Here is a 22,470-nt window from a genome sequence, read left to right on the forward strand (position 1 = left end):
GGCCACGGGCTTTCGTACGGGTTCGGGCGGTTACAGGCCGACTTCCTTCATCAGCATGCCGACCTCCGTGTTCGTCAGGCGGCGCAGCCAGCCCGACTTCTGGTCGCCCAGGGCGATCGGGCCGAAGGCGGTGCGGACCAGCTTCTCCACCGGGAAGCCCGCCTCGGCGAGCATCCGGCGCACGATGTGCTTGCGGCCCTCGTGCAGGACCACCTCGACCAGGTAGTTCTTGCCGATCTGCTCCACCACCCGGAAGTGGTCGGCGCGGGCGTACCCGTCCTCGAGCTGGATGCCGTCCTTGAGCCGCTTGCCCACCTCGCGCGGCAGCGGGCCGGTGATCGCCGCCAGGTAGGTCTTCTTCACGCCGTACTTGGGGTGTGTGAGGCGGTGGGCCAGCTCACCGTGGTTGGTGAGCAGGATGATGCCCTCGGTCTCGGTGTCGAGCCGGCCGACGTGGAAGAGCCGGGTCTCGCGGTTGGTGACGTAGTCGCCGAGGCACTGGCGGCCGTCGGGGTCCTCCATGGTGGAGACCACACCGGCCGGCTTGTTCAGCGCGAAGAAGAGGTACGACTGGGTGGCGACGGTCAGGCCGTCGACCTTGATCTCGTCCTTCTCCGGGTCGACGCGCTTGCCCTGCTCGATGACGATCTCGCCGTTGACCTCGACACGGCCCGCGTCGATCAGCTCCTCGCAGGCGCGCCGCGAGCCCATGCCGGCCCGGGCCAGCACCTTCTGCAGCCGCTCGCCCTCCTGGTCCCCGAAGGTCTTGGGGGTCTTGATCTCGGGCTTGTTCGCGTACCGCTCGCGGTTGCGCTCCTCGATCCGGGCGTCCAGCTCACGCGGACGCGCCGGGGCCGTACGGCCGCCGCCCCGCTGGGGGGACTGCCTGGGCCCGCCCTTGGCGCCGCCGCGCGCCGCCGCGCCGCGCCCCCGCTTGGGGGCCTCGGGGCCGCCGCCGACGTCGTAGCTCCGCTCCTCGGGGCGGGGCCTGCGCGGGTTGCTGCCGCGCTTCTGCTGGTCGTCGCGGCTGTTACCGGCACCCCGGTAGTTGCCGCGGCCACCGCCACTGCCGCGGCCGCCGCTGTTGCCACCACGGCTCCCGCCGTTGTTTCCGCTGCTGTTCCTGCCGCTGCTGCTTCGCATCAAAGTTCCGTCTTGTCGTCTGCGTCCTCGGAATCCGGTGCATCCGGATCGAACGACGGGACCCCTTCCTGGGTCTCTGCCTCGATCGCGTCCGCCTCGGGGAGGAAGGGCGCGAGCTCCGGGAGCTCGTCCAGGCCGCGCAGGCCCATCCGCTCCAGAAAGTAGTTCGTCGTCCTGTACAGGATCGCACCTGTTTCGGGTTCCGCGCCCACCTCCTCCACCAGGCCCCGCTGGAGGAGGGTCCGCATGACCCCGTCGCAGTTGACTCCGCGTACCGCCGAGACCCGCGAACGGCTCACCGGCTGGCGGTAGGCGACGACCGCGAGCGTCTCCAGGGCGGCCTGGGTGAGCCGGGCCTGCTGGCCGTCCAGGACGAAGTTCTCCACGGCCGGGGCGTAGGCGGGGCGGGTGTAGTACCGCCAGCCCCCGGCGACCAGCCGCAGCTCGAAGCCCCGGCCCTGGACGTCGTACTCGTCGGCCAGCTCGCGCAGGGCGTCCGCCACCTCGCGGCGGGGGCGCTCCAGCACCTTCGCGAGGTGTTCCTCGGTCGCCGGCTCGTCCACGACCATGAGGACGGCCTCCAGGGCGGGCTTCAGCTCCATCACGTCTCCTCCTGGTCGAACTCGTCCGTCACCCCGGCGCCGGCGCCGCCCGTCCAGCGGACCACGAGCTCGCCGAGGGCCTCCTCCTGGTCCAGGGCGACGGCCTTGTCGCGGTACAGCTCCAGCAGCGCCAGGAACCGGGCGACGACCGTCAGGGTGTCCGGGGCGTCGTCGGCGAGTTCGCGGAAGGTCGCCCCGCCCCGCTCCCGCAGCCGGGCGACGACCACCTCGGCCTGCTCGCGGACGCTGACCAGCGGGGCGTGGATGTGGTCCACGTACACCTGCGGCTCGGCCCTGGGCCGCATGGCCCTGGCGGCCAGCGCGGCCAGTCCCTCGGCGCCGACGCTGATCACCACGTCCGGCAGCAGCTCGGCGTGGTGCGGCTCCAGCCCGACGGTACGGGGGTAGCGCCTGCCCTCGCCGTCCAGGCGCTCACTGAGGATGTCGGCGACCCGCTTGTAGGCCCGGTACTGCAGGAGGCGGGCGAACAGCAGGTCGCGCGCCTCCAGCAGCGCGAGGTCGGCCTCGTCCTCCACCTCGGCGGCGGGCAGCAGCCGGGCGGCCTTGAGGTCCAGCAGGGTGGCGGCGACCACCAGGAACTCGGTGGTCTGGTCGAGGTCCCAGTCGGGCCCCATGGCCCGGATGTGCGCCATAAACTCGTCGGTGACCCTGGAAAGGGCGACCTCGGTGACGTCCATCCGGTGCCTGGAGATGAGCTGGAGGAGCAGGTCGAAGGGGCCCTCGAAGTTCGCCAGCCGCACGGTGAACCGCCCGGCCCCGGTCCCGGCCTCCGGCGCCGGACCGGCCGCCCCGGTGGCGGGCGGCGCGCTCGGGGCGTCACCGGTTCCGGCCGGGGGCGGCGCGGGGGCGGTGTCCGGGACGGTGTCGACGGCGGTGTCCGGGACGGGTGCGCCGGGCCCGTCGCGCGGTCCGGTGGTGGCGGCCGGGAAGGGGCCTTCACCGTCGTCGGGGGCCGCGGAGCCGTCCGGGGGGTGGGCGAGCCGCGGTACCGGGCCTCGCCCCAGCGGGCGGCGGGGGCTGACGGGGTCGTCGGCAGGGGGCATCGTGGTCCAGAGCGGGTGAGGGAGGGTGCGGCAGGGCGGCGCAGGCTACCGTCAGCGCCCGCGCAGCCGCCGTACGAGAATGCTCGCGTCGCCCCGCGCCTCCAGGTCGGCCAGCACCACGGCGACCGCCTCGCGGACGATCCGCCCCCGGTCGACGGCCAGCCCGTGCTCACCGCGCAGCACCAGCCGCGCGTGTTCGAGGTCCATCAGTTCCTCGGCCGAGACATAGACCGTGATCTTCTCGTCGTGCCGTTCGCGCCCGCTGGGCCGCCGGTTCGCCGCACGGCCGCGGCGGCGCGCCTGGCCTCCGCCCTTGGCGGGCGCCGGGTCGGACGCGGACTCCGCCGCGGTGTCCTCCGCCGCCCGGCTGCGCGGCTGCCCGGTCTCGGCCTCGGCGGCCGTGTGCTCCTGGGAGGTGCCGGGGCGGGAGCCCGCGCCGGGGCCCGGAGAGCCGGTCGCCGCCGGATCGCTCTCGCCCGCCGGGGCGGGCACCCGGGGCTCGCCGTTCGGCTGGCGCCGCGGCTGCGAGGCCTGCAGCGCCATGCCCCCGGTCGTACGGAACAGCTCGTCGGCACCGGGCAGACTCACTCGGCGTGACACCGGGCGAGCACCTCCCTGGCGAGCTGGCGGTAGGCGGCGGCGCCGACCGAGTTGGAGGCGTACGTGGTGATGGGCTCGCCGGCGACGGTGGTCTCGGGGAAGCGCACGGTCCGGCCGATCACCGTGTGGTACACGTGGTCGTCGAACGCCTCGACCACCCGCGCCAGCACCTCACGGCTGTGCACCGTGCGCGAGTCGTACATCGTGGCGAGGATGCCGTCGAGCTCCAGGTCGGGGTTGAGCCGTTCCTGGACCTTCTCGATGGTCTCGGTCAGCAGCGCCACACCGCGCAGTGCGAAGAACTCGCACTCCAGCGGCACTATCACCTTGTGCGCGGCGGTCAGCGCGTTCACGGTCAGCAGGCCGAGCGACGGCTGGCAGTCGATGACGATGTAGTCGTAGTCCTGGAGCAGCGGCTTCAGGGCGCGCTGGAGCGTGGACTCTCGGGCCACCTCGCTCACCAACTGGACTTCCGCCGCGGACAGGTCGATGTTGCTGGGCAGCAGGTCCATGTTGGGCACGGCGGTCTTCAGCAGTACCTCGTCCGCCGACATGCCCCGCTCCATGAGCAGGTTGTAGACGGTGAGGTCGAGCTCCATCGGGTTCACGCCGAGCCCGACCGACAGGGCTCCCTGCGGGTCGAAGTCGACGAGCAGGACCCGCCGTCCGTACTCCGCGAGCGCGGCGCCCAGGTTGATGGTCGACGTGGTCTTGCCCACGCCGCCCTTCTGGTTGCACATCGCGATGATCTTCGCGGGGCCGTGTTCGGTCAGCGGTCCCGGGATCGGGAAGTACGGCAACGGCCGTCCGGTCGGGCCGATCCGCTCGCGGCGCTGGCGGGCAGCGTCCGGGGCGAGGGTGGCCGCGTACTCCGGGTCGGGCTCGTACTCGGCGTCGGGGTCGTAGAAGTGCCCCTCGGGGACTTCGTCGTAGGCGGCGAAGTGGGTGGACTCTCGGCCACTCTCGTTGCCGGCCATGGCGTTCACGTGTTGGCCGTCCATCATCTTCATCGTGTGGGCTGTCGTCGGGTGCTGGTGCGTCGCGAAGGTTCGGACAGCGACGGAGCCGACAGCCTCGGGCCCGGAAGACGGGCTGCGGCCCGTCGCGGGGCTTCCTGGTTGACCACCCCCAGGAGTAAATGTCGACTCATTCACAAGTCGTCTTACCTCCTCGGACGTGACCAGGAAACTTATCGATAGGTCAGCGTGGCACCATGCCGACGGTTGGCGACTCTATGGCGTGTCACCGCTCCGCAGCAACACAATCGCCCGGACGCGGGCCGATGTGTCGGCAAAGGAACACTCCCGCTGTCAAGGGCGCACGGCGACTCATCGACACTTTTCCCGGGTGTGCGAAACGGTTGAAGGGTTACGTTCGAGGCGACTTGGAGCGCGGCCGGGCCGACCCGGACACACGTCCGGCCGGACCTCGTCGAGCGAGGTCCGGCCGGGTGCGCGGTTGACGGCCGCCGTTGACGGAACCGGCCTGACCGGCCGGGACCGGCGAATCAGCCGATGAGGGAGCTCAGTTCGAGGTGGGCGAGACCGTGCGCCTCGGCGACCTCCTTGTACACGACCTTGCCGTCGTGGGTGTTGAGGCCCTTGGCGAGGGCGGCGTCGCGGCGAAGCGCCTCGACCCAGCCGTTGTTGGCCAGCGACACGATGTAGGGAAGCGTGGCGTTGGTCAGCGCGTAGGTGGAGGTGTTCGGCACCGCGCCCGGCATGTTGGCCACGCAGTAGAAGACCGACTCGTGGACCTGGAAGGTCGGCTCGGCGTGGGTGGTCGGACGGGAGTCCTCGAAGCAGCCGCCCTGGTCGATCGCGATGTCGACAAGGACACTTCCGGGCTTCATCCGGGCGACGAGCTCGTTGGTGACCAGCTTGGGGGCCTTGGCGCCCGGGATGAGGACGGCGCCGATGACGAGGTCGGCCTCCAGGACGGCCTTCTCCAGCTCGAAGGAGTTGGACATGACGGCCTTGACCTTCGTACCGAAGATCTTGTCGGCCTCGCGCAGCTTGTTGATGTCGCGGTCGAGCAGGGTCACGTCGAAGCCCATGCCGATGGCGATCTGCGCCGCGTTCCAGCCGGAGACGCCACCGCCGATGACGACGGCCTTGGCCGGGATCACGCCGGGGACGCCGCCCGGCAGGACGCCGCGGCCCCCGGCCGCGCGCATCAGGTGGTAGGCGCCGACCTGCGGGGCCAGCCGGCCCGCGACCTCGGACATCGGGGCGAGCAGCGGCAGCGCGCGGTTCGCGGTCTCCACCGTCTCGTACGCGATGGCGGTGGTGCCGGACTCCAGCAGCGCGTCCGTGCACTCACGGGAGGCGGCCAGGTGCAGGTAGGTGAAGAGCGTCTGGTCCTTGCGGAGGCGGTGGTACTCCTCGGCGATCGGCTCCTTGACCTTCAGCAGCAGGTCGGCGGAGGCCCAGACCTCGTCGGCGGTGGGCAGGATCTGCGCGCCTGCGGCGACGTACTCGTCGTCCGTGATCGAGGAGCCGACACCGGCGTTCCGCTCGATGACGACCTGGTGGCCGTGGCGCACCAGCTCGTGCACACCGGCGGGGGTGATGGCCACCCGGAACTCGTTGTTCTTGACCTCGCGGGGGATGCCGACCTTCACGTCGATCACGGTCCTTGGCTATGGGGGTACGGGGGCAATGCAATACATACCCGGATGCACTGGACGCACCGGGATACATCGCGCTCAACGCGACTCGCCCAGTCTATTGAAGGACTTCCCGTTGTCTAGCCTTGCAAAGACCTAATCTTTGGCTGAAGCACTGCGGATTTCGTAGGCCGCGCGGGGGGTGGAATCCTTAGGTCCAAGGATTCGGTCGGCCGCCGCCCGGTGCAGCCGGGCCGCCGCGGGGTCACCGAGCCGGTCCAGCGTGTCCGCCAGGCGCAGCTGCAGCGCGGCGTGAAGCCGCACGTCCTTGGCCCGCCGGGCCCACTCCACCGCCTCCTCGCAGGTGCGCAGGGAGTCCTGCGGACGCCCCGCGTACTCCTGCACCCGGGCGGCCTCGCTCAACGCCCGCGCGTGTGCCGGGAGATCACCCAGGCGGCGATATCCGGCCGCCGCCGCCCGCCAGCTCCGCAGCGCCTCGCCGTACCGGCCCGCGTAGGTGTGCACGGCGCCGAGCCTGCCGTACAGCCGGGCCTGGTCGGCCCGCTCGTCCCGGGCCAGCCGCTGGGACAGCGCCCTGCCGTACCAGTCGGCGGCCCGCTGCCAGTCCCCCAGCTCCTGGTAGGCGCCTCCTACGGATTCCATCGCGCGGCTGGCGGCGTACGGGTCGTTCGCGGCCCGGCCGGCCTCCAGCGCCTCCCGGTAACGGGCCAGGGCCTCGTGGGTACGGCCCGTCCTGGCGTCCAGGTCGGCGAGGTTGAGCAGCGCCGCGGCCCGTTCCCGGTGCAGCCCGCGCCGCTCGGCGACATCGAGGACCAGCCGGTGCAGCCCGTACAGCTCGGGCGCCGCCGCCTCGGCGCCCCGGTGCGCGGCCAGGGCCCGGACCAGCGCGGCCACCAGCCGCCGGGCCAGGGTGTCCAGGTCCCCGTCGGCGACGGCCAGGCGCGCGGCGGCCAGCAGCGCGGGCTGCCGGGTGCGCAGCCACTCACCGGCGACGGGCGCGTTCGGGAACCGCAGGGCCCTGGGCGTCCCGCCGAGCTTGCGGCGGCCCGGGGAGCCCTCGGGCTCGGTGACCGCCCGGCACGAGTGCAGCAGCCGAACCGTCCGCTCCAGCATGCGGGCCCGCGCCAGCTGCACCTCGGCCGGACGGTCCTCGCTCTCCAGGCGCTCCCGCACCAGCGGCATCAGACAGCCGGGCACCTCGTAGCGGTCCCCGTCGGTCTCCCGGACGAATCCCAGGGCGGCGAAGCTCTCCAGCGCGGTGCGCGCCGCCGACACCGAGCAGCCGGCCAGCGCCGAGGCGGTCTGCGCGTCGGCCGTCCCCAGCGGGGCGAGGACGAGCAGTCGCAGTATCCGCGCGGCGGTCGGCGGCAGCGCCCCGTAGGCGACGTGGAAGGCGCGGGCCAGCGGCCGGCCGGCGGCCGGGCGCTCCGGCTCCTCGGGCACGGCGCGCAGCCGCTTGGCGAGGTCGGCGACGGACGCCATGGGGTGGGCGGCCAGCCAGCCGCCGGCGAGCACCAGCGCGGCGGGCTGGCCCCCGCACAGCTCGGTGAGCGCCTCGGCGGCCTGCGGGTCCACGGTGATGCGCACCGAGCCGGCGAAGCCGTCCAGCAGCTCGATGGCCGACTTGGCGTCCAGCCCGCCGACCGTGCAGGGCCGGACGTCCGGGATGCCGGTGAGCGGTCCCTGCGAGACCGCCACCACCAGACAGGCGGGGTTGTCCGGCAGGAGCGGGTCGACCTGCTCGGCGTCCACGGCGTCGTCCAGCAGCAGCAGGCCCTTGCGCTCGGCGAAGGTGTCCCGCAGGAGCTGGGCCAGCTCGTCCTCGGCGGCCCCGGCGGGCGCCGGGATCCCCAGGTCGTCCAGGAGGCCCCGGGCGACCCGCTCGGTGGGCACCGGCGACCCGCCGGGCTCCGAGAGCCGGGCCCGCAGCACGCCGTCGCGGTACCCGCGGGCGAGGTCACCGACCAGTTCCTCGGCGAGCGCGGTGCGTCCGCTGCCCGGCCGGCCGGCGATCAGCAGCACCCGGGCCCGGGGGGCCTTGCGTCCGGAGAGCGTGTCCAGCCCGGCCCGGGCGATGTCCGCCCGCAGCGCGTTCAGCTCCCGCTGCCGGCCGTGGAAACGGCGGCGCGCGGGCCGGGGGTGGGCGTGTGCCGGTGTGGCGGCGGCCTCCAGGGGCCGGTCGGCGCCGCCGAGGTCCACCACCTGATCCGTCACGGGCCACGCTCCCGTCCACCTGCGCACGAACTGGTCCCCGCCGGGTCTCCGGACGGGTGATCCCGAGCGTAGTTCAGCCCCGTGGGCGGTCCAGCGGGGCGGGGCGGGCGGGTCGCCCGATCGGATCAGCCGATCGTCACACCAGCGGTCCCGGCGGGCGCCCCGGACGGGTGGTGCGAGGGGCCGGACCAGGGCCCGCCCGGCCCCGCCGGCGCGCCCGGCCCGGGGCCCGGGCACCGGCCCCCGCCGGCCGGCTCAGGACTCGAAGGGGCGGGCCGGCCAGGGGGCCCCGGCCGGGCGGAGGGCGTCCAGGCCGTCCCCGGTGCGGGCGGCCAGCAGGGACAGGACGCCCACGACCAGGCAGGTGTTGTGCAGCTCGCCGGCGAGCACGCCGCGTACCAGCTCCTCCAGCGGCACCCGCGCCAGCTCCATGTCGGCCTCCTCCTCGGCGACCTCGAAGCGGTCCCCGTCCGCGGCCGACAGGTCACGGGCCAGGAAGACGCGCACGGCCTCGTCGCAGCCGCCGGGCGAGGTGTACACGTCGGTCAGGACGTGCCACCGCTCGGCCTTGACGTGCGCCTCCTCGTACAGCTCGCGCTGGGCCGCGCGCAGCGGGTTCTCGCCGGGCACGTCCAGCAGGCCGGCCGGGATCTCCCACAGCTTGTGGCGCACCGGGTGGCGGTACTGGCGCAGGACCAGGACCTGCCCCTCGTCGTCCAGGGCGAGGACCGCCACCGAGCCCGGGTGGACCTGGTAGTCGCGGCGGTGGACCGAGCCGTCGGGCATGACCACGTCGTCGGTGCGGACACTCGTCTTGTTCCCCTTGAACGGCACGGCGGTCGCGGTGACCCGCCACTCCTCGGGCGTGTCCTGGATGGTCATGAAAGACGTCCTCCCTCGAACGAAGAAAACCGGGGCACGTGCCCTGATCAGGCACGTACCCCGGTCAACCGTATCGCTAGCGCGTCACTTGCCCGTCTTGCGCTCCACAGCGGCCTTGACCAGGCCCGCGAACAGCGGGTGCGGGCGGGTCGGGCGGGAGCGGAGCTCCGGGTGCGCCTGGGTGGCGACCAGGTAGGGGTGCACCTCGCGCGGGTACTCCACGTACTCCACCAGCTTGTTGTCCGGGGAGGTGCCGGAGAAGAGGATGCCCGCCTTCTTCTCCAGCTCGGCGCGGTAGGCGTTGTTCACCTCGTAGCGGTGGCGGTGGCGCTCCTCCACGTAGGGCTCGTCGCCGTAGACCTCGCGCACGATGGAGCCCTCGGCCAGCTTCGCCGGGTAGAGGCCGAGACGCATCGTCCCGCCCAGGTCGCCGGCGCCCTCGACGTACGCGAGCTGCTCCTCCATCGTGGAGATCACCGGGTGCGAGGTGGCCGGGTCGAACTCGGTGGAGTTGGCGTCCGCGATGCCCGCCAGGTTGCGCGCGGCCTCGACCACGATGCACTGCAGGCCCAGGCACAGGCCCAGCAGCGGGACCTTGTTCTCCCGGGCGTACTGGATGGCGCCGACCTTGCCGTTGACGCCGCGCTCGCCGAAGCCGCCGGGGATGACGATCGCGTCGACGTCGCCGAGCTGATTGGCGGCGCCGGCCTGCGTCTTGCAGTCGTCGGAGGTGACCCACTTGACCTTGACGCGGGCCTTGTTGGCGAAGCCGCCGGCGCGCATCGCCTCGGTGACCGACAGGTAGGCGTCGGGCAGGTCGATGTACTTGCCGACCAGCGCGACGGTGACCTCGTGGTCGGGGTTGTGGACGCGGTCCAGCAGGTCGTCCCAGGTCGTCCAGTCGACGTCACGGAACGGCAGGTCCAGCTTGCGCACCACGTAGGCGTCCAGGCCCTCGGTGTGCAGCACCTTGGGGATGTCGTAGATCGACTTGGCGTCGATGGCCGCGACCACGGCCGCCTCGTCGACGTCGCACATCAGCGAGATCTTGCGCTTGATCGCGGTCGGCACGTCGCGGTCGGCGCGCAGTACGATCGCGTCCGGCTGGATACCGATGTTGCGCAGGGCGGCGACCGAGTGCTGGGTCGGCTTGGTCTTCAGCTCGCCGGACGGGCCGATGTAGGGCAGCAGCGAGATGTGCACCACGAAGACGTTGTCCCGGCCGACCTCGTGGCGGACCTGGCGGACGGTCTCCAGGAACGGCAGCGACTCGATGTCGCCGACCGTGCCGCCGACCTCCGTGATGACGACGTCGACGTCGTCGGCCGCCATCCGGCGGATGCGGTGCTTGATCTCGTTGGTGATGTGCGGGATGACCTGGACGGTGTCGCCGAGGTACTCGCCGCGCCGCTCCTTGGCGATGACCTGGCTGTAGACCTGGCCGGTGGTGACGTTGGCCGAGCCGTCGAGGTCGACGTCGAGGAACCGCTCGTAGTGGCCGATGTCCAGGTCGGTCTCGGCGCCGTCGTTGGTGACGAACACCTCACCGTGCTGGAAGGGGTTCATCGTGCCCGGGTCGACGTTCAGATAGGGGTCGAGCTTCTGCATGGTGACCCGAAGGCCCCGGGCCTTGAGGAGCGCACCCAGGCTGGAGGCGGTCAGGCCCTTGCCGAGGGAGGACGCGACACCCCCGGTGACGAAGATGTGCTTGGTCGTCGTGGATTTGGGCGGCATGGCCAAGAGGGGGCTCCCGTGGTCGCGGTCTGGAGGTGCGTACCGGCGTCCGGTCCGAAGGGTTCCGGGGGTGCCGTCGCTGCGGTTCGGGGGCCGCCGATTCGAGGTGCGGCGCCCACCGGTCCACGGGCTACCAGGGTATCAGCGACCCGGGGTGACCGCTCCCGACCACGCAAGGCACCCGCTTCCGCACAGCCCGCTACCGGCTCACCCGATCGGCCCAAGTGCTCTACCAGGACGATCACACAGACGGGCGGGGCGCGTCGTATCCTGCTCAAACATTCGTCTCCGAGCCGGGCCCATGAGGAATCACCCGCCCGTCCGCGGGAACACGAGCTCGTTGACGACCTTGACCCCTGACCCCAGTAAGCGCCCCGAGGGGCGAACGTGGCCGTTCGACTGGAGATTGCACGTGGCCGGGCGCATCGAGGACTACGCACTCATCGGAGACATGCAGACCGCCGCACTGGTCTGCCGGGACGGCACGGCCGACTGGCTGTGCCTGCCCCGCTTCGACTCGCATGCCGTCTTCGCAGGAATCCTCGGTACCGAGGAACACGGATTCTGGCGGATCGGCCCGGCGCACGCCGAGGAGGCACCGCCGCCGGCCGCCGACCGGCGGCGGTACGTCGACGACTCGCTGATCCTGGAATCCGAGTGGGACACGCCGGGACGCGGCACGGTTCGCGTGACCGACTTCATGCCTCCCCGTGACGGCGCGCCGCAGCTCGTGCGGATCGTGGAGGGCGTCACCGGCCGGGTGCGGATGCGCTCCGCGCTGCGGATGCGGTTCTCCTACGGGCGGGTGGTGCCCTGGGTGCACAAGGTCGACAACCGCACGGTCGCCGTCGCCGGCCCGGACTCGGTCTGGCTGGACACCGAGGTGGAGACGCACGGCGAGAACCTGACCACGTACTCCGACTTCACCGTCTCGGCGGGCGAGCGGGTCGCCTTCACCATCAGCTGGCAGCCCTCCCACCACCAGCCGCCGCCGCTGCCCGACCCGGAGGGCGCCCTGGAGGCCACCTCCGCCTTCTGGCGGGAGTGGGTGGAGCACTGCACCTACCGCGGTCCCTACCGGGAGGCCGTGGTCCGCTCGCTGATCACCCTGAAGGCGCTGACGTACGCCCCGACGGGCGGGATCGTCGCCGCGCCCACCACCTCGCTGCCGGAGGACATCGGCGGCGTACGGAACTGGGACTACCGCTACACCTGGCTGCGGGACGCCGCCATCACCCTCTCCTCGCTGCTGCGCACCGGCTACCGCGAGGAGGCCCGCGCCTGGCGCGAGTGGCTGCTGCGCGCGGTGGCGGGCGACCCGGAGAACCTGCAGATCATGTACGGCATCGCGGGCGAGCGCGAGCTGGGCGAGGCCGAGCTCGACTGGCTGCCCGGCTACGAGAACTCCGCTCCGGTGCGCGTCGGCAACGGTGCCGCCAACCAGCTCCAGCTGGATGTGTACGGCGAGGTCACCGAGGCGCTGCACCTGGCGCACATGACCGGGCTGGCGCGCAACGACTACGCCTCGCTGCTCCAGCTGAAGCTGATCCGGTACCTCAAGGACCACTGGGACCAGCCGGACGAGGGCATCTGGGAGGTGCGCGGGCCGCGCCGCCATTTCGTGCACTCCAAGGTGATGGCGTGGGTCGCGGTCGACCGGACGATCAAGCTGATCGAGTCGGGGGACGCGGACGGTCCGCTGGAGGAGTGGCGCGAGCTGCGCGACACCATCCACCGGGACGTGTGCGAGAAGGGCTACGACCCCGAGCGCAACACGTTCACGCAGTCGTACGGCTCGAAGGAGCTGGACGCCTCGCTGCTGCTGATCCCGCAGGTCGGCTTCCTGCCCCCGGACGACAAGCGGGTCATCGGCACCATCGAGGCGATCCAGCGGGAGCTGTCCACCTCGGACGGTTTCATCCTGCGCTACCCGACCGAGGGCGCCGACGAGGGCGTGGACGGCCTGCCGGGCGACGAGGGCGCCTTCCTGGCGTGCTCGTTCTGGATGGCGGACGACCTGGCGATGATCGGCCGGGTCGACGAGGCGCGCAAGCTGTTCGAGAAGCTGCTGGCGCTGCGGAACGACCTGGGGCTGCTGGCGGAGGAGTGGGACCCGCGCCTCCAGCGCCAGGTCGGCAACTTCCCGCAGGCGTTCAGCCATGTGCCGCTGATCGACACGGCCCTGCGGCTGACGGCGTCGGGCGCGTACGGCGGCTGAGGGGTACCCGGCGACGGGACAGCCCGCCGTCGCCGGGATGTCCCGGCGCCGGGATGTCCACGCGGCCTCCTCCGTGGTGACGTACGCCACAAACGGCGAGGGGCCGGGCAATCGCCCGGAGCGCGCGGCGAGTTGTCGCGCGGGCCGGCCGTCCGGCGACGGCCGGGTGATGCCGTGCGCACAGCGGCACGGGTAGCGTCCGGCTGCATGGACGAACAGGGCGGGATCACCGTGCAGCGGGCGCTGGAGCTGCCCGGGCTGCGCGGCGGGCTCCCGGAAGTGGTGGCCGGGGCGGACCGGCTGCACCGCACGGTGCGCTGGGTGCACGCCGGAGAGGTGCCGAACATCGCCTCGCTGCTCAAGGGCGGTGAGCTGCTGCTGACCACGGGGCTCGGGCTCGGTACCCGGCCGGCCGAGCAGCGGGCGTTCGTGCGCCGGCTCGCCGAGCGCGGCATCGCGGCGCTGGTGGTGGAGCTGGGCCCGAGGTTCTCGCGGCTGCCCGCCACGATCGTCGAGACGGCCCGGGCGGCCGGTCTGCCCCTGGTCCAGCTGCACCGGGAGGTCGCCTTCGTCTCGGTGACCGAGGAGGTCCACACCGAGATCGTCAACGGGCACTACGCGCTGCTGCGGCAGGCCGAGGAGGTGCACCGGCGGTGCACCGGGGCGGTGCTCGGCGGTGGCGGAGTACCACAGGTGCTGGGGATCCTCGCCGATTTCGCGGCGAACCCGGTGTTCCTGGAGACGGCGGACGGCCGGCTGCTGTACGCGGCGGGCACCGATGCGGGGCCGCCCGCCTGTGCCGATCCGCTCCAGGTGTGGGACGGGCTGCGCGGCCAGCGGGAGTCCCGCGAGGCCGGGCCGCCGGCCGGCGCGGTGCTGGTGGACGTGCCGGGTGGCGGCCCGGCGGGCGGGCCGGTGCGGGCCCGCCTGGTGGTACCCGCGGTGTCGGGCGCGCTGCGGCCGGTGCACCGGATGGCGGCGGAACGGGCGGCGGGCATCCTGGCGGTGGTGCTGATGCAGGCCCGACAGGAGGAGGAGCTGGCGGCACGCGGGCGGGGCGACTTCCTCACCGACCTGGCCGAGGGCCGGATCACGGCGGAGGACGCGCCCGCGCAGGCCCGGGTGCTGGGCTTCCGGCCCGGTGACGGCCCGCTGCTGCCGGTGGTGATGCGGCTGAGCCCCGAGCCGGCCCCGTCCGGCAACTGGGCGCTGCTGGCCCGCGTGGTGCTGGAGGAGCTGGCCGGGGTGGGCGTCCCGGTCCTGCTGGGCGTCCGTCCGGTGGAGGGCCGGGTCCCGCTGCTGCTGGGCCTGCGTACCGAGTCGGAGCGCACGGCGGTCGCCGACCGGGTGGCCGCCGCGCTGCGGGCCGGGGTGGCGCGGGCCGGGCTGGCCGACACCGGGCCCGGGGGCGCGGGCGGGGCGCGGGGGCGGGGCGGGCAGCCTCCGGCCGTCGTGGTGGGCGTCGCCGGCGGGTGGGCGGCGGCGTCGGCGGGCCTGCGGCACGCGGCGGAGGCGGCGAGCGCGGCGCGGGGCCTGCCGGACCGGCCCTGGCACGACGCCCGGCGCCTGGACATCGACCTGCTGCTGTGGCGGCTGCGCGGGCACGGTGAGGGCGCCGCGCTGGCCGCGTTCGTGGACCGGGCGATCGGCCCGCTGCGGGAGCACGACCGGACGTCCCGTCCGCCCCTGCTGCCGACGCTGGAGACCTATCTGGCGCACGCGGGCCGCAAGGCGGAGACGGCACGCGAGCTCCACCTCAACCGCCAGACCCTGTACAACCGGCTGGCCCGCATCGGGGACCTGCTGGGCACGGACCTGGACGACCCGCAGACCGTCCTGGCCCTCTCGCTGGCCCTGCGCGCCCGGCGGCACACCCCCTGAGCCGGGGCACCGGCCGGGCCCCGGGGGCCCGTCACCGGGTGCCCCGGCGGGCGCGCCGCCAGCGGCGGGGACCGTGCCGCGTCAGCCGCCCCGCGCGCACAGCTCGTCGTAGACGCTGAGCACCTGTGCGACGGTCTCGTCCTCCGTGGGCCAGGTCGCCGCCTGCGCCCGGCCCGCCGCCGCCAGGTCCGCCCGCCGCGCCGGGTCCGCGAGGAGGCCGCTCACCGCGGCGGCCAGCGCGGGCGCGTCGCCGTACGGGACCAGGACGGCCGCGTCGCCGACCAGTTCCGGCACCCCGCCGACCGCGGTGGCGACCAGCGGGACGCCCAGGCGCAGGGCCTCCTGGGCGAACAGGGCGCGCGCTTCCCAGCGGCTCGGCAGCACCGCGACGTCCGCGGCGGCGAGCAGGGCGGTCACGTCGTCCCGGCGCCCCAGCAGCCGGACCGGCAACTCCTCGGCGTCGATGCGCCGTTGCAGCGCCGCCCGGCGCCGTCCCTCACCCGCGACGGCCACCAGCGGGACCGGGTCGTGGCCGAGCCACCGCCGGGAGGCGTCCAGCAGCGTGCCGTACCCCCGGTGCGGTTCCAGCGAGCCGACGGCCATGACCAACGGCCGGTCCATCAGCCCGAGTTCGGCCCGGGCCTTGCCGTCGGCGAGGTCGGTGCCGGGCCGGGGCGCGGGCAGCGCGATGGGCCCGAGCCTGGCGTCGCGGGCGCCCCGTCCGCGTGCCCGGTCGACGAGTTCGGAGGAGGCGGCGAGGACAACGGCCGCCGCGCTCACGGCCCTTCGCTCCATGAGCCCGGCCAACCGGGCCCGGGCGCCCTCGGCCGGGGTGCGGGTGTGCCAGGTCACGACGAGCGGTACGTGCCGCCGGCCGAGGGCCAGGCCGGCCCCCACCGCGGCGTGCAGCCCGTGCGCGTGCACGACGTCCGCGCCCGCGCAGGCGGTGCGCAGCGCCCCTGTGGCGAGCGGGCCGCCGCGGCGCGGCAGGGGTACGAAGCGGGCCCCGGCGCCCAGGAAGTCGTAGGCGTGGTCCAGTTCGGCCGGTGCGCACACGGTCACCCGCACGCCCCTCGCCACCAGCCCGGCGGCCAGTGATCTGACATGGGCGCTGCTGCCCGCGCCGCCGCCGCCCAGCACTTGGACCGTACGCAGCTGTGTCACGCGCCCAGGATGCCAGTCCGTACGCACGTTCCGGCACCGGTGGGACGCCTGTTCCCGGTGCGGGGGCCGTAACCCGCCCCGAGGATCACTCACACGGGTGAACGTGCCAGGCGGCTGACCCGGTCGCCGAAACCGGCGGCGACGATCAGCCCGGCCGCGTGGCAGGCGAGCCCGAGCCTGCCGCTGCCGGCCGCGACGGCGGTGCCGAGCGCCGCGCCCAGCGCGTGGGCGCCCGCGTCCCCCAGCATGACCCGCTCGCCGAGGTCGTCGGCGACGACGGCGGCCGCCGCGCCCATCGGCGCGGCGGCCAGCGCTCCGCGCGACAACCCGGGCGCCCCGAGCGCGAGCACCGCCAGGGCCGCCCGTCCGGGCCGTACGTCCACCAGGTTGACGAGGTGGGCGGTGCCCGCGATCACCACACCGGCCAGCGCCCTGTCCAGGGGCCGTTCCTTGAGCAGGGCACCCGCGACGAGCCCGGCGGCGCCGATCCCGAACAGCTTGACCGCCCCACTGGTGACCTCACCGTCCCGCAGTGCCCCCAGGTGGGCCCGGAAACCCCGCCGGTGGTCACCCCTGACGTCGTCGTACGCGCCGCACACGGCCGCCGCGACCGTGGCCACCACGGCGGCGCCGCGCCCCTCGCAGGCCACGGCCCCCAGCGCGGCACCCGCCGCGGCGGCGGGCCCGGCCTGGAGGTGGACGGTGCGCCCGGCGTGATTGGCCCGCTCCCACCGCGGCGCGCCGCCCGGTGGATGGCGCCTCAGCAGCCCGTGGACGGCCCTGGTGGTGCCGACCGCTGACAGGAACCCGGCGATCGCGCTCCGTCCGTTGTTCATACCGTCACCCCAGGGCCGCCGGCCGGTCAGGCATCCGCTCGGGCGGTGGCCAGCAGTTCCTCGGCATGCGCCCGGGCGGTCTGGGAGTCCTCCTGGCCCGCCAGCATGCGCGACAGTTCGCGCACCCGGTCCTCGCCCTCCAGGACGGTGACGCCGGAGCGGGTCACCGAGCCGTCGCTGGTCTTCTCGACCAGGAGCTGGCGGTCGGCGAAGGCCGCGACCTGCGGCAGGTGCGTGACCACCACGACCTGCGCGGTCCTGGCCAGTTTCGCCAGACGGCGCCCGATCTCCACGGCCGCCTTGCCGCCGACGCCCGCGTCGACCTCGTCGAAGAGGTACGTCGGCACCGGGTCGGTGCCGGCGAAGACGACCTCGACGGCCAGCATCACACGGGAGAGTTCACCGCCCGACGCGCCCTTGGCGATGGGCCGGGGCGGCGCGCCCGGGTGGGGGGCCAGCAGCAGCTCGACCTCGTCGGCGCCGGACGGTCCGTACGCCACGGTGCGCCCGTCGACCAGGACGCCCTCGGGGTCCTCGGTCTGCCGGATGTCGAAGGACACCCGCGCGTGCGGCATGGCGAGGGACGCCAGCTCGGCCGTGACCGCGTCGGCGAACCGCGCCGCGGCCTCCACACGGGCGTCGTGGAGGGCCTGGGCCAGCGCGGACAGCTCGGCCCGCAGCGCGTCCCGCTCCGCCGTCAGCTCGCCGATCCGGTCGTCGTCGCCGTCCAGTTCGGTGAGCCGGGCGGCGCCCTCCTCGGCCCAGGCCAGTACGGCGGCGACGTCCTCCCCGTACTTGCGGGTCAGCGAGGTCAGCGCGGCGCGCCGCTCCTCCACGGCGGCCAGCCGGCGCGGGTCGGCGTCCAGGTTGTCGGCGTACCCGGCCAGCTCGCCGGACACGTCGGTGAGCAGGATGGAGATCTCGCCCATCCGGTCGGCGAGCGCGGACAGCGCCGGATCGTGCGACCGTACGGCCTCCAGCGCCCGGCCGGCGCCGGCCACCAGGGTCGTGGCGTCGACGGCCTCCGGGTCCTCGGGGTTGCCGGCCAGCGCCGCGTGGGCCAGGGCCGCGGCGGAGGCCAGGGCCTCGGCGTGGCCGAGCCGCTCGGCCTCGGCCGCCAGCTCGGTGTCCTCACCCGGGCGCGGATCGACCGCCTCGATCTCGGTGAGCCCGAAACGCAGCAGGTCGGCCTCCTGCGCCCGCTCCCGGGCGCGGGTGGTGAGCTCCTCCAGCTCGGCGGAGGCCGCCCTCAGCCGCCGGTAGGCCTCGGTGTACACGGCGAGCGGCCGGGCGACCGCTTCACCGGCGTACCGGTCGAGCGCGGCGCGCTGCCGGGCCGGCTTGAGCAGGCCCTGCTGGTCGGTCTGGCCGTGTACGGCGACGAGCTCGTCGGCCAGTTCGGCGAGCACGCCGACCGGGACGGACCGGCCGCCCAGGTGCGCCCGGGAGCGGCCCTCGGCCGAGACGGTGCGGCTGATCAGCAGAGCGCCGTCGTCGAGCTCGGCGCCCGCCTCCTCGGCCCGCAGGGCCGCGGCGTCGCCGGGGGCCACGCTGATCCGGCCCTCCACGACGGCGGACGAGGCGCCGATCCGCACCAGCGCCGGGTCGGCGCGCCCGCCGAGCAGCAGGCTCAGGCTGGTCACCACCATGGTCTTGCCCGCGCCGGTCTCGCCGGTCACCGCGGTGAAACCGGGTGACAGCTCCACCACCGCGTCGTCGATGACTCCGAGCGACCGTATCCGCATCTCCTCCAACACGGATACGACCTTACGAGGTCCTGAGCCCGCCGTGCGACGACCCCCGCCTCGCGTCGCCGAAGCCGCAGGTGACGGCAGCGCCGTGTCACCCGCCGGGGTGGGGCGGACGGCGGTCGCCGGCGGGTCCCGCGGGCGACCGCGCGGGCACCATCGCGGTCACGTCAACCCAGTCGGCACACGGCGTCCCGCCGGGCCCCGGGCACTCCCGGGAAATGCCTGATGAGCCCGGACGCCCCCGGGGCCGTGCGGACACCGCCGGGCTGCCGGGCCCCGGCGCGCGGGACCGGGCCGTGCCCGCGGCCGGAGGGGGTGCGCCTAGTGCGGCGCCCCGCGCCATCCCGACACCGGCAGCGCGAACTTGGCCACCAGCCGGTCCGTGAACGACGCGTGGTGCAGCCGGGCCAGCCGTACCGGCACGGCCCCGCGCCGGACCTCGACGCGCGCGCCGGCGGGCAGCTGCACGGTCCGCCGCCCGTCGCACCACAGCACCCCGTCGGGGGTGTGCGGCTCGACCTCCACCGCCAGCACCGAGTCGGGCGTGGTGACCAGCGGCTTGGCGAACAGCGCGTGCGCCCCGATGGGCACCATCAGCAGCGCCTCGACCTCCGGCCAGATCACCGGCCCGCCCGCCGAGAAGGCGTACGCCGTCGAACCGGTCGGGGTCGCGCAGATCACCCCGTCGCAGCCGAAGCCGGTCACCGGCCGCCCGTCGATGGCGAGGACGACCTCCAGCATCCGCTCGGCCGAGACCTTCTGCACGGCCGCCTCGTTGAGCGCCCAGTCGGTGTGCAGCACATCCCCGTTGTCGTACACGACGACGTCCAGGGTCATCCGCTCCTCGACCTCGTAGGCCCGGGTCACCACCCGGTCCACGACCTTGTCGAGGTCGTCCCGCTCCGCCTCGGCGAGGAAGCCGACCCGCCCCAGGTTGACGCCGAGCATCGGCACCCCCGAGGCCCGGGCGAACTCGGCGCCGCGCAGCAGCGTCCCGTCACCGCCCAGCACGATCAGCAGTTCGCACCCGTCCAGCACGTCGGGTGAGGCCTCGGGCACCGTCTCCACCGACGCCGGCAGCGGCAGGTCCACCGCCTCGGCGGCCAGGACCCGCACGCCGATGCCACAGCGCAGCAGCCCGAGGACGACGAGTTCGGCGCTGCGCACCGCGGCCGGCCGGCCGGTGTGCGCGAGCAGGAAGACGGTGCGCGGCGCTTCCGCCGCCGAGGCCGCCGAGGCCGCGGAAGCCGTACGGGCCGCGGAAGCCGTACGGGCCGCCTGGGCCGCCGACGCCGAAGCACCCGCCATCGAGGTGCCCGACGCCGGGGTGCCCGGCATCGGGGTGTCTGTCGTCGAAGCTGCTGTCGTCGAACTCAACGAGGTCCCTCCGCCACGGCGCGGTCCACATCCGCCGGATCCAGCGCGGGCGCCCCTGCCCGCAACCACAGAAAGTACTCGACGTTGCCGGACGGCCCGGGCAGCGGGCTGGCGGTGACCCCCCGCACACCGAGCCCCAGCTCACCGGCCTGCCGCGCCACCTTGCGCACCGCCTCGGCACGCAGGTCGGGGCTGCGCACCACCCCGCCGCTGCCCAGCCGCTCCTTGCCCACCTCGAACTGCGGCTTGACCATCATCACCAGGTCCGCGCCGGGCGCGCAGACGCCCACCAGCGCGGGCAGCACCAGCCCCAGCGGGATGAAGGACAGATCGCCCACCACCAGGTCCACCGGCTCTCCGTCGATCGCGTCCAGCGTCAGCTCGCGTACGTTCGTACGGTCCTTGACGGTGACGCGTTCATCGGTCCGCAGCGACCAGGCCAGCTGCCCGTAACCGACGTCGACGGCGACGACACGGGCGGCGCCCGCGCGCAGCAGGACGTCGGTGAAGCCGCCGGTGGACGCGCCCGCGTCCAGCGCCCGGCGCCCGGCCACCTCCAGGCCGCGCGGCACGAACGCCGCCAGCGCGCCGGCCAGCTTGTGGCCGCCGCGCGACACGTAGTCGGGGTCCGCTTCGTCCCGCGTCACCACGATCGCCGCGGCGGTCTCGACCTGGGTGGCGGGCTTGGTGGCGGTGTTGCCGCCGACGGTCACCCGCCCCGCCGCGATCAGCTGGCTCGCGTGCTCGCGTGAGCGGGCGAGCTTGCGGCGTACCAGCTCGGCGTCGAGACGGCGGCGTCCCACTCCTGCCACGTTCGGTTCAGCTCCTGATGTCGTACGAGGGTGCGGGCTGGGGGTGGGCGTCGAGCGCGCTGAGCGCGTCCCGCAACCCCCGGTGTACATCCTCGTACACCGCCAGGTGTCCCCCGGCGGGCAGGTGGTCGGCGTCGCCCAGCCGCTCCAGTGCCGCGTCCACCGGCGGGTGCCCGGTGGGCACCCGCCGGACGCCGAGGGGCGCGGGCCCGCCCGGGTCGTGGGGACCGGCCGTACCGTCGCCGGCCGCCCCTCCGGGGGCGGCCGCCCCGACGTCCCGGGGCGGCTGCGGATTCGCGTCGCTCATGCCACGACGCTACCGCGAAGCGCTGCGGTACGGTCGACGGCGATGGCCACGATCGAAGAGTGCCGCGGCGCGCTCGACAGACTCTCCGACAACCTGGCGCGGGCGAACGGCGAGGTGCGCGGCGCGACCGCGCTGGACCGTACCCTCAGCTGCCACATCACCGACCTGGACACCACCTTCACCGGACGTCTCGCGGCGGGGCGGATGCGGGTGCTGGACCGGCGGGACGGGCCACCCCGCGAGAAGGCCCAGATACGGTTGGCGCTCAGCGGCGACGACCTCGTGGCGATGGTGGACGGCGAGCTGGACTTCGCCAGGGCCTGGGCCTCCGGGCGGGTCAGGCTGGAGGCGGGGCTGCGCGACCTGCTGCGCCTGCGGTCACTTCTGTAGGACCGCGGCCCGCCCGGCTCCGGCCGCCCCGGCCCGTGCCCTGCGCGCCGCCGGGACCACCAGCGGCGTTCCCGTCTCCGGGTCCTCGATGACCTGGCAGCGCAGCCCGAAGACCCGCTCGACGAGTTCAGCGGTGACGATCCTCGACGGCGGTCCCTCCGCGACGACCTCCCCGCCCCGTACCGCGATCAGGTGGGTGGCGTAGCGCGCCGCGTGGTTCAGGTCGTGCAGCACGGCGACCAGGGTGCGCCCCTGGGTCTCGTGCAGTTCGGCGCACAGGTCCAGCACGTCGATCTGGTGCTGGATGTCCAGGTAGGTCGTCGGCTCGTCCAGGAGCAGCAGGGGGGTCTGCTGGGCGAGGGCCATGGCGATCCACACCCGCTGGCGCTGGCCGCCGGACAGCTCGTCCACGTACCGGTCGGCCAGCTCGGCGACACCGGTGGCCGCCATCGACTCCCGTACGATCCGCTCGTCCTCCGGCGACCACTGGCGCAGCAGGCCCTGGTGGGGGTAACGGCCGCGCGCGACGAGGTCGGCGACCGTGATGCCGTCGGGGGCGATGGAGGACTGGGGCAGCAGGCCGAGGGTCCTGGCGACCTTCTTGGCGGGCATCGCGTGGATGGCCTGCCCGTCCAGCAGCACCCGGCCCTCGGTGGGCTTCAGCATCCGTGACAGGGCGCGCAGCAGGGTCGACTTGCCGCAGGCGTTCGGGCCGACGATGACCGTGAAGGAGTGGTCGGGGATCTCGACCGACAGGTCGCGGGCGATCACCCGCTGCTCGTAGGCGAGGGTGACCGATTCCGCGCTGAGGCGCTGTCGCGCGGGCTGGCGCTGCTGCATGGACGTACTCCCGGAGTCCTTGGGTC

The 22,470-nt window shown here is 74.1% G+C and carries 19 protein-coding genes; 3 read left to right on the top strand and 16 right to left on the bottom strand.

The features are described from left to right. Positions 1-30: 30 nt before the first annotated feature. The 9 genes from AB0H53_RS09855 to AB0H53_RS09895 all read right to left on the bottom strand — a co-directional run bounded on the left by AB0H53_RS09855 (position 31) and on the right by AB0H53_RS09895 (position 10,868). A complete protein-coding gene (locus AB0H53_RS09855; protein ID WP_362109401.1) occupies positions 31-1,143 on the bottom strand; it encodes a pseudouridine synthase in 1,113 nt (370 codons plus the stop codon). Then, positions 1,143-1,745 (bottom strand): SMC-Scp complex subunit ScpB, encoded by a 603-nt coding sequence (gene scpB / locus AB0H53_RS09860; protein WP_362109403.1) that lies wholly within the window; start codon positions 1,743-1,745, stop codon positions 1,143-1,145. The genes AB0H53_RS09855 and scpB overlap by 1 nt, the downstream gene beginning before the upstream one ends. Continuing rightward, positions 1,745-2,809, bottom strand: a complete 1,065-nt coding sequence (locus tag AB0H53_RS09865) for a segregation/condensation protein A (RefSeq protein WP_362109405.1) — start codon at positions 2,807-2,809, stop codon at positions 1,745-1,747. The genes scpB and AB0H53_RS09865 overlap by 1 nt, the downstream gene beginning before the upstream one ends. A 51-nt stretch (positions 2,810-2,860) precedes the next feature. Further along, complete coding sequence (locus AB0H53_RS09870) at positions 2,861-3,409, bottom strand: hypothetical protein (protein WP_362109407.1); 549 nt, start codon at positions 3,407-3,409, stop codon at positions 2,861-2,863. Next, positions 3,394-4,563: a ParA family protein gene (locus AB0H53_RS09875; RefSeq protein WP_362109408.1), complete on the bottom strand. Its 1,170-nt coding sequence runs from the start codon at positions 4,561-4,563 to the stop codon at positions 3,394-3,396. Before AB0H53_RS09875 ends, AB0H53_RS09870 begins: the two co-directional genes overlap by 16 nt. Positions 4,564-4,916: 353 nt before the next feature. Beyond that, positions 4,917-6,032 (bottom strand): alanine dehydrogenase, encoded by a 1,116-nt coding sequence (gene ald / locus AB0H53_RS09880; RefSeq protein ID WP_362109464.1) that lies wholly within the window; start codon positions 6,030-6,032, stop codon positions 4,917-4,919. A gap of 141 nt (positions 6,033-6,173) precedes the next feature. Beyond that, positions 6,174-8,210, bottom strand: a complete 2,037-nt coding sequence (locus tag AB0H53_RS09885; RefSeq protein ID WP_362109466.1) for a tetratricopeptide repeat protein — start codon at positions 8,208-8,210, stop codon at positions 6,174-6,176. Between the two features lie 297 nt (positions 8,211-8,507). Further along, on the bottom strand, positions 8,508-9,134 hold the full coding sequence (locus AB0H53_RS09890; RefSeq protein ID WP_362109410.1) for an NUDIX hydrolase: 627 nt from the start codon (positions 9,132-9,134) through the stop codon (positions 8,508-8,510). A gap of 84 nt (positions 9,135-9,218) precedes the next feature. Beyond that, entirely contained in the window at positions 9,219-10,868 is a 1,650-nt protein-coding gene (locus tag AB0H53_RS09895; protein ID WP_362109412.1) for a CTP synthase, read from the bottom strand. A gap of 412 nt (positions 10,869-11,280) precedes the next feature. On the opposite strand from AB0H53_RS09895, the gene AB0H53_RS09900 reads away from it, so the two are divergent. Beyond that, complete coding sequence (locus AB0H53_RS09900) at positions 11,281-13,086, top strand: glycoside hydrolase family 15 protein (protein ID WP_362109414.1); 1,806 nt, start codon at positions 11,281-11,283, stop codon at positions 13,084-13,086. A 207-nt stretch (positions 13,087-13,293) separates the two neighbouring features. Then, the gene (locus AB0H53_RS09905; protein WP_362109416.1) at positions 13,294-14,967 is read left to right on the top strand and encodes a PucR family transcriptional regulator; all 1,674 of its coding nucleotides are present in this window, start codon (positions 13,294-13,296) and stop codon (positions 14,965-14,967) included. 81 nt (positions 14,968-15,048) lie between these two features. On the opposite strand, the gene AB0H53_RS09910 is transcribed toward AB0H53_RS09905, so the two are convergent. The 6 genes from AB0H53_RS09910 to AB0H53_RS09935 all read right to left on the bottom strand — a co-directional run bounded on the left by AB0H53_RS09910 (position 15,049) and on the right by AB0H53_RS09935 (position 21,214). After that, positions 15,049-16,131, bottom strand: coding sequence for a glycosyltransferase family 4 protein (locus tag AB0H53_RS09910; RefSeq protein WP_362109418.1), 1,083 nt, complete (start codon positions 16,129-16,131; stop codon positions 15,049-15,051). A gap of 89 nt (positions 16,132-16,220) precedes the next feature. Beyond that, positions 16,221-16,967, bottom strand: a complete 747-nt coding sequence (locus AB0H53_RS09915) for a hypothetical protein (RefSeq protein WP_362109420.1) — start codon at positions 16,965-16,967, stop codon at positions 16,221-16,223. A 26-nt stretch (positions 16,968-16,993) separates the two neighbouring features. Beyond that, positions 16,994-18,712 (bottom strand): DNA repair protein RecN, encoded by a 1,719-nt coding sequence (gene recN, locus AB0H53_RS09920; protein WP_362109468.1) that lies wholly within the window; start codon positions 18,710-18,712, stop codon positions 16,994-16,996. Positions 18,713-19,039: 327 nt separating this feature from the next. Continuing rightward, positions 19,040-20,056 carry an NAD kinase gene (locus AB0H53_RS09925; RefSeq protein WP_362109422.1) on the bottom strand — a complete coding sequence of 339 codons (1,017 nt, stop codon included), beginning with the start codon at positions 20,054-20,056 and terminating at the stop codon, positions 19,040-19,042. A 35-nt stretch (positions 20,057-20,091) separates the two neighbouring features. After that, complete coding sequence (locus AB0H53_RS09930; protein WP_362109424.1) at positions 20,092-20,907, bottom strand: TlyA family RNA methyltransferase; 816 nt, start codon at positions 20,905-20,907, stop codon at positions 20,092-20,094. Positions 20,908-20,914: 7 nt separating this feature from the next. Continuing rightward, positions 20,915-21,214, bottom strand: coding sequence for a hypothetical protein (locus AB0H53_RS09935; RefSeq protein ID WP_362109426.1), 300 nt, complete (start codon positions 21,212-21,214; stop codon positions 20,915-20,917). A gap of 42 nt (positions 21,215-21,256) precedes the next feature. Here AB0H53_RS09935 and AB0H53_RS09940 point away from each other — a divergent pair, with 42 nt between their 5' ends. After that, the gene (locus AB0H53_RS09940) at positions 21,257-21,604 is read left to right on the top strand and encodes an SCP2 sterol-binding domain-containing protein (protein ID WP_362109428.1); all 348 of its coding nucleotides are present in this window, start codon (positions 21,257-21,259) and stop codon (positions 21,602-21,604) included. Here AB0H53_RS09940 and AB0H53_RS09945 read toward each other — a convergent pair. Next, the gene (locus AB0H53_RS09945; RefSeq protein WP_362109470.1) at positions 21,593-22,444 is read right to left on the bottom strand and encodes an ABC transporter ATP-binding protein; all 852 of its coding nucleotides are present in this window, start codon (positions 22,442-22,444) and stop codon (positions 21,593-21,595) included. The two genes, AB0H53_RS09940 and AB0H53_RS09945, sit on opposite strands and share 12 nt — an antisense overlap. Positions 22,445-22,470 lie beyond the last annotated feature (26 nt).

Origin of the sequence: Streptomyces sp. NPDC050856 (assembly GCF_040653855.1) — a bacterium.
Lineage (GTDB): Bacteria > Actinomycetota > Actinomycetes > Streptomycetales > Streptomycetaceae > Streptomyces.

Excerpts from the sequence above, each read along its gene's own strand:
- AB0H53_RS09915 (WP_362109420.1), bottom strand. The coding sequence starts at position 16,967 with ATGAACAACGGACGGAGCGCGATCGCCGGGTTCCTGTCAGCGGTCGGC.
- recN (WP_362109468.1), bottom strand. The coding sequence starts at position 18,712 with ATGCGGATACGGTCGCTCGGAGTCATCGACGACGCGGTGGTGGAGCTG.
- AB0H53_RS09935 (WP_362109426.1), bottom strand. The coding sequence starts at position 21,214 with ATGAGCGACGCGAATCCGCAGCCGCCCCGGGACGTCGGGGCGGCCGCC.
- AB0H53_RS09855 (WP_362109401.1), bottom strand. The coding sequence starts at position 1,143 with ATGCGAAGCAGCAGCGGCAGGAACAGCAGCGGAAACAACGGCGGGAGC.
- AB0H53_RS09865 (WP_362109405.1), bottom strand. The coding sequence starts at position 2,809 with ATGCCCCCTGCCGACGACCCCGTCAGCCCCCGCCGCCCGCTGGGGCGA.
- AB0H53_RS09945 (WP_362109470.1), bottom strand. The coding sequence starts at position 22,444 with ATGCAGCAGCGCCAGCCCGCGCGACAGCGCCTCAGCGCGGAATCGGTC.
- scpB (WP_362109403.1), bottom strand. The coding sequence starts at position 1,745 with ATGGAGCTGAAGCCCGCCCTGGAGGCCGTCCTCATGGTCGTGGACGAG.
- AB0H53_RS09905 (WP_362109416.1), top strand. The coding sequence starts at position 13,294 with ATGGACGAACAGGGCGGGATCACCGTGCAGCGGGCGCTGGAGCTGCCC.
- AB0H53_RS09895 (WP_362109412.1), bottom strand. The coding sequence starts at position 10,868 with ATGCCGCCCAAATCCACGACGACCAAGCACATCTTCGTCACCGGGGGT.
- AB0H53_RS09940 (WP_362109428.1), top strand. The coding sequence starts at position 21,257 with ATGGCCACGATCGAAGAGTGCCGCGGCGCGCTCGACAGACTCTCCGAC.
- AB0H53_RS09890 (WP_362109410.1), bottom strand. The coding sequence starts at position 9,134 with ATGACCATCCAGGACACGCCCGAGGAGTGGCGGGTCACCGCGACCGCC.
- AB0H53_RS09925 (WP_362109422.1), bottom strand. The coding sequence starts at position 20,056 with ATGCCGGGCACCCCGGCGTCGGGCACCTCGATGGCGGGTGCTTCGGCG.